Raw genomic sequence first — 15,293 nt, forward strand, 5'->3', positions numbered from 1 at the left:
CGTGTTGACGGCAAAATTTTGCTGGCGTAACATGCGCGCACGATCACTCTAAGAGGACATTCGCCTTGGACACACCCAGTAGATACTGGCTCATTATCCTGTCATCCAGGATCAACTCCTAAGGCTATCCCCTTTTGCTGATAGCCTTAGCGGTTGTCAGCGACCTCAATTTTTCCCGTCGCGCTGAGTCAGGCTGTTTAATGGTCTGAAACCCAATTTGTTTCTGTGTGCCCACCGAACTGTCCGATATTTTAAGCATTGGGAGTCCCGGTCATGCTGAGCGCATTTCAACTGGAAAATAACCGACTGACCCGGCTGGAAGTCGAAGAGTCACAACCCCTTGTAGATGCAGTATGGATTGATCTTGTCGAACCGGATGACGACGAGCGACTGCGCGTACAATCTGAACTTGGCCAGAGCCTGGCAACCCGCCCGGAACTGGAAGACATCGAAGCATCGGCGCGTTTCTTTGAAGACGATGATGGCCTGCATATTCACTCCTTCTTCTTCTTTGAAGATGCGGAAGATCACGCCGGTAACTCCACTGTGGCATTTACCATCCGTGATGGTCGCCTGTTTACTCTGCGTGAGCGCGAGCTGCCTGCATTCCGTCTGTATCGTATGCGCGCCCGTAGTCAGTCAATGGTTGACGGTAACGCCTACGAGCTGCTGCTGGATCTGTTCGAAACCAAAATCGAACAGCTGGCGGATGAAATTGAAAACATCTACAGCGATCTGGAGCAGTTGAGCCGGGTAATTATGGAGGGGCATCAGGGCGATGAGTACGACGAGGCGCTCTCCACACTGGCGGAACTGGAAGATATCGGCTGGAAAGTTCGTCTGTGTCTGATGGATACCCAGCGCGCGCTCAACTTCCTGGTACGCAAGGCGCGTTTACCTGGCGGGCAACTGGAGCAGGCGCGTGAAATCCTGCGAGATATCGAATCCCTGCTGCCGCATAACGAATCCCTGTTCCAGAAGGTAAACTTCCTGATGCAGGCGGCGATGGGCTTTATCAACATCGAGCAGAACCGCATCATCAAAATCTTCTCGGTGGTATCCGTCGTGTTCCTGCCGCCAACACTGGTCGCTTCCAGCTACGGGATGAACTTTGAGTTTATGCCAGAACTGAAGTGGAGTTTCGGCTACCCAGGCGCGATTATCTTTATGATTCTCGCGGGTCTGGCACCGTATCTGTACTTTAAGCGGAAGAACTGGTTGTAAAAAACGAGAGCGGTGGCTTAGCCTGGCTAAGCCACCTGTTATTTAGAGGCTCCAGGTATCAATACCCTTTACTTCTTTTTCATAGAACCATTTATTTGTGCTAACAGCAACATAGCCTGCTACAGCGAATCCCAGTACATTAACGCCAATTAATGCACCAATCAATAGTGAGAGAATGCCAAGTAATAGAACTATAATTGCTTTTTTCCATAATCCCAGGACAAATAAATATATCCAGGAGAAGAAAAAAGCAATGAAATTCATTTGAATAGTTAATCGTTGCCTTATTTTTAATGCTTTAAATGCTGTTTTATATTCTGGTGTTGCCCCCCAGAATCCAGGAAAACCATATTGGTCATAAAAATTAAATCGGTATTTCCATTTTTCACTTAATGAACCATCGTTCATATATCCCTTACTCATAAATACTCCGTAACTATTATTTTGATGAATCAGTAGGTGCAAGTATTAGCATACTGAAAGTGGTAAAATAGCAAATTAAGAAAATCATTGAACCATTGCCTGAACAATCAAAATGTTCGGCAATCATGGTGATGATAGAGATGGTATAGACAGCTAATGTGCAAAAAATATACGTTTTTATATACGTGAAACCACTATCACGGAGTCGTTGGCAATTCATATTGATGACGAGATAATGGAGAAGAATGGTAGATATTATAACAAAAAATCCTGATCCGGCCTCGCCAGAAAAAGCAATAAGTAAGACACAAACTAAATTTGTTAAAATAAATGAAAACAAATAACGGCGTCTGGAAATTCTGCCTTTAGATGTAGGTATAAATATACGTAACATTGATTTTACATCCCTGTGTGATTCTCCTGCCAGCATGGCAATATGCCCACTCTCATGCAAGAGCAGGCACATTTTTTCAGAATATATTTATTTTTTATTTGGACGTTCTACGCTGCGTATAAATCGCATCCATCACAAAAATTGCCAGCGCCACCCAAATAAAGGCGAAAGTCACCATCTTATCGGCACCCGGTGTTTCACCATAAAACGTCATGGCCAGCAGGAACATCAGCGTCGGGCCAATGTACTGGAAAAAGCCTAACGTTGAGAGACGCAGGCGCGTGGCGGCGGCGGTAAAACACAACAGCGGTACAGTGGTGACAACACCAGCGGCGATCAGCAGTAAATTCAGCGACATTGGGTTTTTCCCCATATGGCTGGTAGAACTATCAGCAATAGCAAACAGGTAAATCGCCGCCACGGGTAGCAGCCACATGGTTTCGATTAACATGCCTGTTTGAGCTTCAACCGCAATCTTCTTGCGTACCAGGCCGTAGAAGGCAAAACTAAATGCCAGTCCCAGTGCGATGATTGGCAGCGAACCAAAGGTCCAGAGCTGGACCAGCACACCACAAATCGCCAGAATCACTGCCAGCCATTGCATCCGGCGGAATCGCTCGCCGAGGAAAATCATCCCCAGTAATATATTCACCAGTGGATTAATAAAGTATCCAAGACTGGCCTCCAGCATATGGTGATTGTTCACTGCCCAGATAAACAGTAACCAGTTGCCACCAATTAGCACAGCAGAGACTGCCAGCATAAATATTTTCTTCGGCGTCTGAATCAGGGTTTTTAAATAGGACCACTGGCGGCTGATGCTCATCAACACCACCATAAAGAAAAACGACCAGATTACACGATGCGTCAGGATCTCATCAGCAGGTACGTAATAAATCAGTTTGAAGTACGCAGGTGCAATACCCCAAATAAAATAAGCGGCAAGAGCGAGTAATACGCCCTGCCGCGTTTGTTTTGTATCCATTGGAAAACTCATTTTTTGTTGTTAATTACAGTTTACCTGCTCAGATGGCTGACAAAGTGCGCTTTGTTCATGCCTTACCCAACCTACAAAAGAATGCAAATTCAATACATTGCATTTCTCTGGTAGGCCTAATAAGCGTAGCGCATCAGGCAATTTGCGTTTGTCATCAGTTTCAGCAGTTTACCTGCTTTTAGATTTTCAACCTACCATATAGGTGGCGGTAGCACTGGCAATATAAAGCTGTTCTTCATTGTGCAGTTCGACACGGGCGACGGCGACTTTATTACCCGCACGTAACAGGCTACTGGTGGCTGTAAAACGCTCACCCCTGCCTGGACGCAGATAATCGACGCGAAGATCAATGGTGCCCATCCGCGATAGTCGCTGGCGTAGTTCATCTTCATTAATGGTTTCGTGACGCGTTAAAGTGCTGCCTACACATACCAGACCAGCGGCGACATCCAGCGCCGACGCAATCACCCCGCCGTGCAAAATACTTTGCGCCCAGTTACCGACCATCATTGGCTGATTATTAAAAGCCAGCTGCGCAAATTCTTTTTCGTAACGCTCCAGTTCCATCCCCAATGCCCGGTTAAACGGCATGTGATAGACAAACATTTCACCCACTAATTTCAGGGCTTGTTCAGCGGTCAGTACAGCAGACATATCATCCTTACACTTCGTTGGTTAACGAAATGTTGATTTTATGCTTCTTTGTTGTTGGTTTCTACTTTAGGAAGGGATAACTAACGGCAATTGAGTTAAGTATGTAAAATAGCCCGCAGAAAAAATATTCATCTAATCAATAATTCGTTACGGAGAACACGATCGATGCGGACTCTACTGGGCTGCTTGTTGCCAGTGTGTATGCTGCCGATAGTGGCAAATGCACAAGAAGCAACGGTGAAAGATGTGCATGATGCGCCTGCAGTACGTGGCAGCATCATCGCCAATATGTTGCAGGAACATGATAATCCTTTCACCCTTTATCCTTATGACACCAACTACATCATCTATACCCAGACCAGCGATCTGAATAAAGAAGCGATTGCGAGTTACGATTGGGCAGAAAACGCGCGTAAGGATGAAGTGAAGTTCCAGTTAAGTCTGGCGTTTCCGCTTTGGCGTGGGATTTTGGGGGCAAACTCTGTTCTGGGTGCATCTTACACCCAAAAATCCTGGTGGCAGCTTTCTAATAGCGAAGAGTCATCGCCGTTTCGTGAAACTAACTATGAACCGCAACTGTTCCTCGGTTTTGCTACCGATTACCGCTTTGCTGGCTGGACACTGCGCGATGTGGAGCTGGGGTACAATCATGACTCTAACGGGCGTTCCGACCCGACGTCCCGTAGCTGGAACCGTATCTACACCCGCCTGATGGCAGAAAACGGCAACTGGCTGGTGGAAGTCAAACCGTGGTATGTGGTGGGTAATACTGACGATAACCCGGATATCACCAAATATATGGGTTACTACCAGCTTAAAATCGGCTATCACCTCGGTGATGCGGTGTTGAGTGCGAAAGGACAGTACAACTGGAATACCGGTTACGGTGGTGCGGAGTTAGGCTTAAGTTACCCGATCACCAAACATGTGCGTCTTTATACTCAGGTTTACAGCGGTTACGGCGAATCGCTCATCGACTATAACTTTAACCAGACCCGCGTCGGTGTGGGGGTTATGCTAAACGACCTGTTCTAATGCGAGTTGATTGAAAGGCAAACCTGGAATCCAGCATCCAGGATTATCCTGCCAGAGACTAAAAGCATTGCAGTTTCTCGCGCAGGCGCTGAAAATAGCGCCTGTTTTTATTTCAGGCAATCGGGGTGAATGTGGCGCAGGCGGAAGTGTTGAATCTGGAGTCCGGAGCTAAGCAGGTTTTACAAGAAACCTTTGGCTACCAACAGTTTCGCCCCGGCCAGGAAGAAATTATCGACACCGTACTTTCCGGTCGCGATTGCCTCGTCGTCATGCCAACTGGCGGCGGAAAATCCCTGTGCTATCAAATCCCTGCGTTGTTATTGAACGGTCTTACTGTCGTTGTTTCACCACTGATTTCCTTGATGAAAGACCAGGTGGATCAACTGCAAGCCAACGGTGTAGCGGCGGCGTGCCTTAACTCGACGCAAAACCGAGAGCAGCAGCTTGAAGTGATGACAGGCTGCCGCACCGGGCAAATTCGCCTGCTGTATATCGCGCCGGAACGCCTGATGCTGGATAACTTCCTTGAACACCTGGCGCACTGGAATCCTGTCTTATTAGCCGTTGATGAAGCGCATTGTATTTCCCAATGGGGGCACGATTTCCGCCCGGAATATGCTGCGCTCGGTCAGTTACGCCAGCGTTTCCCGACGCTGCCGTTTATGGCGCTAACCGCTACAGCCGATGACACCACCCGCCAGGATATCGTGCGCCTGCTGGGGCTTAACGATCCGCTGATTCAAATCAGTAGTTTTGACCGCCCGAATATTCGCTATATGTTGATGGAGAAGTTCAAACCGCTCGATCAACTGATGCGTTACGTGCAGGAACAACGCGGTAAGTCGGGGATTATTTACTGTAATAGTCGTGCGAAGGTAGAAGATACCGCTGCGCGCCTGCAAAGCAAGGGTATTAGCGCAGCTGCGTATCACGCAGGGCTGGAAAACGATGTCCGCGCCGACGTGCAGGAAAAATTTCAGCGCGATGACCTGCAAATTGTGGTGGCGACCGTGGCGTTCGGTATGGGCATCAACAAACCTAACGTCCGCTTCGTGGTGCATTTTGATATTCCGCGCAATATTGAATCCTACTATCAGGAAACAGGTCGCGCCGGGCGTGATGGCCTACCTGCGGAAGCAATGCTGTTTTACGATCCGGCAGATATGGCGTGGTTGCGCCGCTGTCTGGAAGAGAAGCCGCAGGGGCAGCTACAGGATATCGAGCGCCATAAACTCAATGCGATGGGGGCGTTTGCCGAAGCGCAAACTTGTCGTCGTCTGGTGCTGCTCAACTATTTTGGCGAAGGGCGTCAGGAACCGTGTGGGAACTGCGATATCTGCCTTGATCCGCCGAAACAATACGATGGTTCAAACGATGCGCAGATTGCGCTTTCTACCATTGGTCGTGTGAATCAGCGGTTTGGTATGGGCTATGTGGTGGAAGTGATCCGTGGTGCTAATAATCAGCGTATCCGCGACTATGGTCATGACAAACTGAAAGTCTACGGCATGGGGCGTGATAAAAGTCATGAGCACTGGGTGAGCGTGATCCGCCAACTGATTCACCTCGGTCTGGTGACGCAAAATATCGCCCAGCATTCTGCGCTACAACTGACAGAGGCCGCGCGTCCGGTGCTGCGTGGCGAATCCTCTTTGCAACTCGCCGTGCCGCGTATTGTGGCACTCAAACCGAAAGCGATGCAGAAATCCTTCGGCGGCAATTACGATCGTAAACTGTTCGCCAAATTACGCAAATTGCGTAAATCTATTGCCGATGAAAGCAATGTCCCGCCGTATGTGGTGTTTAACGACGCTACCTTGATTGAGATGGCTGAACAGATGCCGATCACCGCCAGCGAAATGTTGAGTGTAAACGGTGTCGGGATGCGCAAGCTGGAACGCTTTGGTAAACCGTTTATGACGCTGATTCGCGCTCATGTCGACGGCGACGACGAAGAGTAGTCAGCGGCACAAAAAAGTGCCAGGATGAACATTCCGTAAACGTTTTCCCCGCGAGTCAAATGTATGTTGATGTTATTTCTCACCGTTGCCATGGTGCACATCGTGGCGCTTATGAGCCCCGGTCCCGATTTCTTTTTTGTCTCTCAAACTGCCGTTAGCCGTTCGCGTAAAGAAGCGATGATGGGCGTGCTGGGCATAACCTGCGGCGTCATGGTCTGGGCAGGAATCGCGCTGCTTGGCCTACATTTGATTATCGAAAAAATGGCCTGGCTACATACGCTGATTATGGTTGGCGGAGGCCTGTATCTTTGCTGGATGGGTTACCAGATGCTGCGCGGTGCGCTGAAAAAAGAGGCTGTTTCTGCGCCTGCGCCACAAGTCGAGCTGGCGAAAAGCGGGCGCAGTTTCTTGAAAGGCTTACTGACCAATCTCGCGAATCCGAAAGCGATTATCTACTTTGGTTCGGTGTTCTCACTGTTTGTCGGCGATAACGTCGGCACCACCGAACGCTGGGGCATTTTCGCGCTGATTATTGTCGAAACGCTGGCGTGGTTTACCGTTGTTGCCAGCCTGTTTGCGCTACCGCAAATGCGCCGGGGTTATCAACGTCTGGCGAAGTGGATCGACGGTTTTGCCGGAGCGTTATTTGCCGGATTTGGCATTCATTTGATTATTTCGCGTTGATGCCAGACGCATCATCAGAGTAGGTCGGATAAGGCGTTTACGCCGCATCCGACATTATTTTTCACGCATGTCTTGCCGATGCCAACAGCGCCCCCACCAGCATAAACAGCGAGCCGAAAATCTTATTCAGCGCCTTCATCTGCTTCGGCCCTTTAATCCAGAGTGCGATCCGTTGGGCGAGGGTGGCGTAACCGATCATCACAATAATATCGACCACAATAGTGGTGACGCCGAGCACGATATACTGAATCAGTTGCGGTTGCTGCGGCATGATAAATTGCGGAAATAGCGCAGCCAGAAACACAATACTTTTGGGATTAGTAAGATTCACAAACACTGACCGCTGGAACAGGTGGCGGCGCGATTGGGTAGGAGCCAGCGATTTAAGATCAATTGCACCAGCGGCGCGCCACTGCTGGATTCCCAGCCAAATCAGGTAAGCCGCGCCTGCCCACTTCAACACTTCAAAAGCAATAACCGAGCGGGAAAATAGCGTTCCCAAACCCACGCCAACCAGCACAATATGAATCGCCAGTCCGGTCTGAAGCCCTGCAATAGACGCTACCGCGCCGCGATAACCGTGGTTGAGCGAAGTGGTCATGGTGTTGATTGCGCCAGAGCCTGGCGAGAGGCTTAAAATGATCGATGTTAGTAAGTAGGCGAACCACCATTCAAAGGTCATGGGAATCTCCCGGATAGTCTATTTTTGTGCCACAATACGCTACTGTCGCAGCGTTGTGTCAGGCACGCTTAAAAAAACGATTTTACGTGGTTTAAGAGGCAGATTACCCGATGTTTCAGCAGCAAAAAGACTGGGAAACAAGAGAAAAAGCGTTTGCTGCTTTTACGATGGGGCCACTGACCGACTTCTGGCGTCAGCGGGACGAAGCAGAGTTTATCGGCGTGGATGACATTCCGGTGCGTTTTGTCCGCTTTCGCGCTCCGCAACATGATCGGGTAGTCGTCATTTGTCCGGGGCGTATTGAGAGCTATGTAAAGTATGCGGAGCTGGCCTACGACCTGTTCCATCTGGGGTTTGATGTGTTAATCATCGACCATCGCGGTCAGGGGCGTTCCGGTCGACTGTTAGCCGATCCGCATCTCGGGCATGTTAATCGCTTTAATGATTATGTTGATGATCTGGCGGCGTTCTGGCAACAAGAGGTCCAGCCAGGTCCGTGGCGTAAACGCTATATACTGGCGCACTCGATGGGCGGTGCAATCTCCACGCTGTTTCTGCAACGTCACCCCGGCGTATGCGATGCCATTGCGCTAACTGCGCCAATGTTTGGGATTGTGATTCGTATGCCATCATTTATGGCGCGGCAGATCCTTAACTGGGCAGAAGCGCACCCACGTTTTCGTGATGGCTATGCGATTGGCACCGGGCGCTGGCGCGCGCTGCCGTTTACCATCAATGTTCTGACCCACAGCAGACAGCGATATCGACGTAATTTGCGTTTCTATGCTGATGACCCAACGATTCGCGTCGGTGGGCCGACCTACCATTGGGTACGCGAAAGTATTCTGGCTGGCGAACAGGTGTTAGCCGGTGCGGGTGATGACGCCACGCCAACGCTTCTCTTGCAGGCTGAAGAGGAACGCGTGGTAGATAACCGTATGCACGACCGTTTTTGTGAACTCCGCGCCGCAGCGGGCCATCCTGTAGAAGGGGGGCGGCCGCTGGTAATTAAAGGTGCGTACCATGAGATCCTTTTTGAAAAGGACGCAATGCGCTCAGTCGCGCTCCACGCCATCGTTGAATTTTTCAACCGGCATAACTCACCCAGCGGAAATCGCTCTATAGAGGTTTAAATTTCTTATGTATCAGGTTGTTGCGTCTGATTTAGATGGTACGTTACTTTCTCCCGACCATACATTATCCCCTTACGCCAAAGAAACCCTGAAACTGCTCACCGCGCGTGGCATCAACTTTGTGTTTGCGACGGGTCGCCACCACGTCGACGTGGGGCAAATTCGCGATAATCTGGAGATTAAGTCTTACATGATTACCTCCAATGGCGCGCGCGTGCACGATCTGGATGGTAATCTGATTTTCGCGCATAACCTGGATCATGACATTGCCAGCGACCTGTTTGGTGTAGTCAACGACAACCCGGACATCATTACTAACGTTTATCGTGATGATGAATGGTTTATGAATCGCCATCGTCCGGAAGAGATGCGCTTTTTTAAAGAAGCGGTGTTCAAATATGCGCTGTATGAGCCAGGATTGCTGGAGCCGGAAGGCGTCAGCAAAGTGTTCTTCACCAGTGAGTCTCATGAAACACTGTTGCCGCTGGAGCAGGCTATCAACGCTCGCTGGGGCGATCGCGTCAACGTCAGTTTCTCTACCTTAACTTGTCTTGAAGTGATGGCGGGTGGCGTTTCGAAAGGCCATGCGCTGGAAGCGGTAGCGAAGAAGCTGGGCTACAGCCTGCAAGATTGCATTGCCTTTGGCGATGGAATGAACGACGCCGAAATGCTGTCGATGGCGGGGAAAGGCTGCATTATGGGCAGCGCGCACCAGCGCCTGAAAGATCTGCATCCGGAACTGGAAGTGATTGGAACTAACGCCGACGACGCGGTGCCGCATTATCTGCGTAAGCTCTATTTATCGTAATCGTTCTTTATTTGGTCAGTTGTCAACCTGATACTTCGCTACAATGGATACTCGTTAATCAAAGAGTTTTCCATTGTGGCGCTACTTATCATCACCACGATTCTGTGGGCCTTCTCCTTTAGCTTTTATGGCGAGTACCTTGCGGGGCACGTCGACAGCTATTTTTCGGTGCTGGTACGCGTTGGGCTGGCGGCGCTCGTTTTCCTGCCGTTCCTGCGTACCCGTGGCAATAGCCTGAAAACCATTGGCCTGTATATGCTGGTGGGCGCGATGCAGCTTGGCATTATGTATATGCTGAGTTTCCGTGCCTATCTCTACCTGACAGTCTCTGAACTGCTGTTATTTACCGTCCTGACGCCGCTCTACATCACGCTGATTTATGACATCATGAGCAAGCGCCGTCTGCGCTGGGGCTACGCTTTTAGCGCCTTGCTGGCAGTGATTGGTGCCGGAATTATTCGCTACGATCAGGTCACCGATCACTTCTGGACCGGCTTGCTGCTGGTGCAACTCTCCAATATCACTTTTGCCATCGGCATGGTGGGTTACAAACGCCTGATGGAAACTCGCCCGATGCCGCAGCATAACGCCTTTGCGTGGTTCTATCTTGGCGCGTTCCTGGTGGCGGCGATTGCATGGTTCTTGCTGGGCAATACGCAGAAAATGCCGCAAACCACGCTGCAATGGGGCATTCTGGTGTTTCTTGGCGTGGTGGCTTCCGGGATTGGTTATTTTATGTGGAACTACGGCGCGACTCAGGTGGACGCCGGAACGCTGGGCATTATGAACAATATGCACGTTCCGGCAGGATTACTGGTTAACCTGGCTATCTGGCACCAACAGCCGCACTGGCCAACATTTATTACAGGCGCGCTGGTGATCCTGTCCTCACTGTGGGTGCATCGGAAGTGGGTCGCTCCGCGCTCTTTACAAACGGCAGATGATCGCAGGCGTGATTGCGCGCCGAGCGAATAAACGCTTCTGTCACTGGCTGACGCTGCTCGCCGTCGCGCACGGCGGCGTACAGTCGGCTCCATAATCCCTCGCCCAGGGTTTTGGTCACAACCAGACCCTGGCGCTCAAAACTCTCCACGACCCAATGTGGTAGAGCGGCAATACCCATCCGCGCGGCAACCATCTGAATCAACAATAAAGTGTTATCGACGCTTTTCAGCGACGGGCTAACGCCTGCGGGCTGCAGAAAATGCCGCCAGACGTCCAGTCGGCTACGCTGTACCGGATAAATCAGCAGCGTTTCGCTGGCGAGATCTTCCGGCGTGATTCGTGTTTTCGCGGCCAGTGGATGGTCAGGTGCTAACACCAGGCGTACTTCATAATCGAACATCGGCGAATAATGCAGGCCACTGCGCGGCAGAATATCGGAGGTCATCACCAGATCCAGCTCGCCCTGCTGCAACGCGGGCTGCGGGTCAAACGTCACGCCCGATTTAAAATCCATCTCTACCTGCGGCCAGTTCTTATGGAAATTTTCTAACGCGGGCGTCAGCCACTGAATACAGCTATGGCACTCAATGGCAATGCGCAGGCGCGTCTGCTGCGGTTCATTGCAGGCTTGCAGTGCCTGGCTGATTTGCGGCAGCACCTGGTTTGCCAGTTGCAACAGGATTTCTCCCTGCGGCGTAAAACGTAGCGGCTGGCTTTTACGCACAAATAGCCGGAAGCCAAGGCGTTGTTCCAGATCGCTAAACTGGTGAGACAGGGCGGATTGCGTCTGATGCAACGTCGCCGCAGCGGCTGCGAGCGAGCCGCAATTCCGCAACGCTTGTAGCGTTTTCAGGTGTTTTACTTCGATCATGAAAGTCCTTCACTTCGGCATGAATAATTTGCGCTTGAGGAATATACAGTAACCGCCAATTATGGATGTGTAAACATCTGGACGGCTAAATACTAAAAATTCCATAAGGGGCATATAATGACAATTCTTAATCACACCCTCGGTTTCCCTCGCGTTGGCCTGCGTCGCGAGCTGAAAAAAGCGCAAGAAAGTTATTGGGCGGGGAACTCCACGCGTGAAGAATTACTGGCAGTAGGGCGTGAATTGCGTGCTCGTCACTGGGATCAGCAAAAGCAGGCGGGTATTGACCTGCTGCCGGTAGGTGACTTTGCCTGGTACGATCATGTTCTGACCACCAGCCTGCTGCTGGGTAACGTTCCGGCGCGTCATCAGAATAAAGACGGTTCGGTGGATATCGACACCCTGTTCCGTATTGGTCGCGGTCGTGCGCCAACAGGTGAACCTGCGGCGGCGGCGGAAATGACCAAATGGTTTAACACCAACTATCACTACATGGTGCCGGAATTCGTTAAAGGCCAACAGTTCAAACTGACCTGGACGCAGCTGCTGGATGAAGTGGACGAGGCGCTGGCGCTGGGTCACAAGGTGAAACCTGTGCTTCTGGGGCCGGTTACCTGGCTGTGGCTGGGTAAGGTGAAAGGTGAACAGTTTGACCGCCTGAGCCTGCTGAACGACATTCTGCCGGTTTATCAGCAAGTGCTGGCAGAACTGGCAAAACGCGGTATTGAGTGGGTACAGATTGACGAACCGGCGCTGGTGCTGGAACTGCCGCAGGCGTGGTTGGACGCGTATAAACCTGCTTACGATGCTCTACAGGGGCAGGTGAAACTGCTGCTGACTACCTATTTTGAAGGCGTAACGCCAAATCTCGACACGATTACTGTGCTGCCTGTTCAGGGTCTGCATGTCGACTTCGTGCATGGTAAAGATGACGTAGCAGAACTGCACAAGCGTCTGCCTTCTGACTGGTTGCTGTCTGCGGGTCTGATCAATGGTCGTAACGTCTGGCGCGCCGATCTTACCGAGAAATATGCGCAAATTAAGGACATTGTCGGCAAACGTGATTTGTGGGTGGCATCTTCCTGCTCACTGCTGCATAGCCCCATCGACCTGAGCGTGGAAACGCGTCTTGATGCAGAAGTGAAAAGCTGGTTTGCCTTCGCCCTGCAAAAATGCCATGAACTGGCGCTGCTGCGCGATGCGCTGAACAGTGGTGACACGGCAGCTCTGGCAGAGTGGAGCGCCCCGATTCAGGCGCGTCGTCACTCAACCCGCGTACATAATCCGGCGGTAGAAAAGCGTCTGGCGGCGATCACCGCCCAGGACAGTCAGCGTGCGAATGTCTATGAAGTGCGTGCCGAAGCCCAGCGTGCGCGTTTTAAACTGCCAGCGTGGCCGACCACCACGATTGGTTCTTTCCCGCAAACCACGGAAATTCGTACCCTGCGTCTGGATTTCAAAAAGGGTAATCTCGACGCCAACAACTACCGCACGGGCATTGCGGAACATATCAAGCAGGCCATTGTTGAGCAGGAACGTTTGGGACTGGATGTGCTGGTACATGGCGAGGCTGAGCGTAATGACATGGTGGAATACTTTGGCGAGCACCTCGACGGTTTTGTCTTTACGCAAAACGGTTGGGTACAGAGCTACGGTTCCCGCTGCGTGAAGCCACCGATTGTCATTGGTGACGTTAGCCGCCCGGCACCGATTACCGTGGAGTGGGCGAAGTATGCGCAATCGCTGACCGACAAACCGGTGAAAGGGATGCTGACTGGCCCGGTAACCATTCTCTGCTGGTCGTTCCCGCGCGAAGATGTCAGCCGTGAAACCATCGCCAAACAAATTGCGCTGGCGCTGCGTGATGAAGTGGCCGATCTGGAAGCCGCTGGAATTGGCATCATCCAGATTGATGAACCGGCGCTGCGCGAAGGTTTACCGCTGCGTCGTAGTGACTGGGACGCCTATCTCCAGTGGGGCGTGGAGGCTTTCCGTATCAACGCCGCCGTGGCGAAAGATGACACACAAATCCACACTCACATGTGTTATTGCGAGTTCAACGACATCATGGATTCGATTGCGGCACTGGATGCTGACGTCATCACTATCGAAACCTCGCGTTCCGACATGGAGTTGCTGGAGTCATTCGAAGAGTTTGATTATCCGAATGAAATCGGTCCAGGCGTCTATGACATTCACTCGCCAAACGTACCGAGCGTGGAATGGATTGAAGCCTTGCTGAAGAAAGCGGAAAAACGCATTCCGGCAGAGCGCCTGTGGGTCAACCCGGACTGCGGCCTGAAAACGCGCGGCTGGCCAGAAACCCGCGCGGCACTGGCGAACATGGTGCAGGCGGCGCAGAATTTGCGTCGGGGGTAAACATAAACCGGGTGGCAATGCCACCCGGTCTTTTCTCATTACAGCAACTTCTTCCCACCATACTGCTTAAACCATTCCAGCATACGCTGCCAACCGTCTTTTGCGGACTCAGCATGATAGCTCGGGCGATAATCGGCGTTAAACGCATGACCGGCGTCCGGGTACACGATAATCTCTGCTTTCGCATTAGCAGCCCGCAGCGCCTGGCGCATGGTTTCAACGCTCTCCTGCGGAATGCTGTTATCCTGACCACCATATAAGCCGAGAACCGGCGCGTTGAGATCGGTTGCGATATCAACAGGTTGTTTCGGTGAGTTCAGCGACTTATCGCCTGTCAGCTTGCCGTACCACGCCACCGCCGCTTTCAATTGCGGGTTATGCGCGGCATATAGCCAGGTGATACGCCCGCCCCAGCAAAATCCGGTAATCATTAAGCGATGGACGTCGCCGCCGTTGCGGGACGCCCAACTGGCAACATGATCGAGATCGGCCAGCACCTGTGAGTCAGGCACTTTTGCTACCAGACCGCTGAGCAACGTGGGAATATCGGCGAAATCATTAGGATCGCCTTCGCGGAAGTAGAGTTCTGGTGCGATAGCCAGATACCCCTCCAGCGCCAGACGGCGACAAATGTCACGGATATGTTCATGCACGCCAAAAATTTCCTGCACTACAATGACCACTGGTAGTGGGCCATCGCTCTGCTTTGGACGGGCATGATAAGCAGGCATGTTATCCCCTTGTGAAGGGATAGAGGTGAACCCTGCCACAATCGCATCGTCCGGGGTCTGAACGATGGTTGAGGCGAGGGGGGATGCAGCAGGTGCAAATCCAGAGTGTTGTGTTGTTGTCATGGTATTCTCCGTACCCTTATAAAAATTTTGCGCAATGTTAACTATAGTCAGCGTGCAACAATTCACATTGCCTCAAATGGCTCATCTTTTAAGCAGCCTTACTGACTTAAGAGTAAATTATGTGATTTAGGTCACTTTTGATGAGTAAATGTATGCAACACATTTGCATCATAGTGATGATTATCACGAAAAAATCTTAATCCCTTCGGTAAAGTACCTTTTTGCTTCTTCTGACTAAACCGATTCACA

General features: G+C 51.2%; 16 protein-coding genes. 9 read left to right on the forward strand and 7 right to left on the reverse strand.

Annotated elements, in window-relative coordinates:
- Positions 1 to 65: 65 nt before the first annotated feature.
- Complete coding sequence (gene ysgD / locus C3D30_RS20690) at positions 66 to 122, forward strand: YsgD/CorL family protein (protein ID WP_212723238.1); 57 nt, start codon at positions 66 to 68, stop codon at positions 120 to 122.
- A gap of 151 nt (positions 123 to 273) precedes the next feature.
- Positions 274 to 1,224: a magnesium/cobalt transporter CorA gene (gene corA / locus C3D30_RS19535; RefSeq protein WP_000947145.1), complete on the forward strand. Its 951-nt coding sequence runs from the start codon at positions 274 to 276 to the stop codon at positions 1,222 to 1,224.
- A 42-nt stretch (positions 1,225 to 1,266) separates the two neighbouring features.
- On the opposite strand, the gene C3D30_RS19540 is transcribed toward corA, so the two are convergent.
- The 4 genes from C3D30_RS19540 to yigI form a co-directional block, all read right to left on the reverse strand.
- The gene (locus tag C3D30_RS19540; RefSeq protein ID WP_000033710.1) at positions 1,267 to 1,647 is read right to left on the reverse strand and encodes a DUF2628 domain-containing protein; all 381 of its coding nucleotides are present in this window, start codon (positions 1,645 to 1,647) and stop codon (positions 1,267 to 1,269) included.
- Positions 1,648 to 1,663: 16 nt separating this feature from the next.
- A complete protein-coding gene (locus C3D30_RS19545) occupies positions 1,664 to 2,041 on the reverse strand; it encodes a hypothetical protein (protein WP_238145714.1) in 378 nt (125 codons plus the stop codon).
- A 94-nt stretch (positions 2,042 to 2,135) separates the two neighbouring features.
- Positions 2,136 to 3,026: an EamA family transporter RarD gene (rarD, locus tag C3D30_RS19550; protein WP_105287291.1), complete on the reverse strand. Its 891-nt coding sequence runs from the start codon at positions 3,024 to 3,026 to the stop codon at positions 2,136 to 2,138.
- Positions 3,027 to 3,224: 198 nt separating this feature from the next.
- On the reverse strand, positions 3,225 to 3,692 hold the full coding sequence (gene yigI / locus C3D30_RS19555; RefSeq protein WP_001277144.1) for an acyl-CoA thioesterase YigI: 468 nt from the start codon (positions 3,690 to 3,692) through the stop codon (positions 3,225 to 3,227).
- Positions 3,693 to 3,857: 165 nt separating this feature from the next.
- Here yigI and pldA point away from each other — a divergent pair, with 165 nt between their 5' ends.
- The 3 genes from pldA to rhtC all read left to right on the forward strand — a co-directional run bounded on the left by pldA (position 3,858) and on the right by rhtC (position 7,372).
- Positions 3,858 to 4,727: a phospholipase A gene (pldA, locus tag C3D30_RS19560; protein WP_001259596.1), complete on the forward strand. Its 870-nt coding sequence runs from the start codon at positions 3,858 to 3,860 to the stop codon at positions 4,725 to 4,727.
- Between the two features lie 131 nt (positions 4,728 to 4,858).
- On the forward strand, positions 4,859 to 6,688 hold the full coding sequence (gene recQ / locus C3D30_RS19565) for an ATP-dependent DNA helicase RecQ (protein ID WP_105287303.1): 1,830 nt from the start codon (positions 4,859 to 4,861) through the stop codon (positions 6,686 to 6,688).
- A gap of 63 nt (positions 6,689 to 6,751) precedes the next feature.
- Positions 6,752 to 7,372, forward strand: coding sequence for a threonine export protein RhtC (gene rhtC / locus C3D30_RS19570; protein ID WP_000928829.1), 621 nt, complete (start codon positions 6,752 to 6,754; stop codon positions 7,370 to 7,372).
- Positions 7,373 to 7,433: 61 nt separating this feature from the next.
- Here the strand turns inward: rhtC and rhtB are convergent, their stop codons facing one another.
- The gene (gene rhtB / locus C3D30_RS19575) at positions 7,434 to 8,054 is read right to left on the reverse strand and encodes a homoserine/homoserine lactone efflux protein (RefSeq protein ID WP_105287292.1); all 621 of its coding nucleotides are present in this window, start codon (positions 8,052 to 8,054) and stop codon (positions 7,434 to 7,436) included.
- Between the two features lie 110 nt (positions 8,055 to 8,164).
- Here rhtB and pldB point away from each other — a divergent pair, with 110 nt between their 5' ends.
- From pldB to bioP, 3 genes are all read left to right on the forward strand, one after another.
- Positions 8,165 to 9,187 (forward strand): lysophospholipase L2, encoded by a 1,023-nt coding sequence (pldB, locus tag C3D30_RS19580; RefSeq protein ID WP_000487634.1) that lies wholly within the window; start codon positions 8,165 to 8,167, stop codon positions 9,185 to 9,187.
- A gap of 7 nt (positions 9,188 to 9,194) precedes the next feature.
- A complete protein-coding gene (gene yigL / locus C3D30_RS19585) occupies positions 9,195 to 9,995 on the forward strand; it encodes a sugar/pyridoxal phosphate phosphatase YigL (protein WP_000285345.1) in 801 nt (266 codons plus the stop codon).
- A 75-nt stretch (positions 9,996 to 10,070) separates the two neighbouring features.
- Positions 10,071 to 10,970 (forward strand): biotin transporter, encoded by a 900-nt coding sequence (gene bioP, locus C3D30_RS19590; protein WP_105285817.1) that lies wholly within the window; start codon positions 10,071 to 10,073, stop codon positions 10,968 to 10,970.
- Here the strand turns inward: bioP and metR are convergent.
- Positions 10,858 to 11,811 carry an HTH-type transcriptional regulator MetR gene (metR, locus tag C3D30_RS19595; protein WP_016158868.1) on the reverse strand — a complete coding sequence of 318 codons (954 nt, stop codon included), beginning with the start codon at positions 11,809 to 11,811 and terminating at the stop codon, positions 10,858 to 10,860. The two genes, bioP and metR, sit on opposite strands and share 113 nt — an antisense overlap.
- A 117-nt stretch (positions 11,812 to 11,928) precedes the next feature.
- Here metR and metE point away from each other — a divergent pair, with 117 nt between their 5' ends.
- Positions 11,929 to 14,190 (forward strand): 5-methyltetrahydropteroyltriglutamate--homocysteine S-methyltransferase, encoded by a 2,262-nt coding sequence (gene metE, locus C3D30_RS19600; protein ID WP_105287293.1) that lies wholly within the window; start codon positions 11,929 to 11,931, stop codon positions 14,188 to 14,190.
- Between the two features lie 38 nt (positions 14,191 to 14,228).
- Here metE and C3D30_RS19605 read toward each other — a convergent pair whose 3' ends face one another.
- Positions 14,229 to 15,044 carry a dienelactone hydrolase family protein gene (locus C3D30_RS19605; RefSeq protein WP_105287294.1) on the reverse strand — a complete coding sequence of 272 codons (816 nt, stop codon included), beginning with the start codon at positions 15,042 to 15,044 and terminating at the stop codon, positions 14,229 to 14,231.
- Between the last annotated feature and the right edge of the window lie 249 nt (positions 15,045 to 15,293).

Source organism: Escherichia sp. MOD1-EC5433 (genome assembly GCF_002966005.1).
Taxonomy (GTDB): Bacteria; Pseudomonadota; Gammaproteobacteria; order Enterobacterales; family Enterobacteriaceae; genus Escherichia; species Escherichia ruysiae.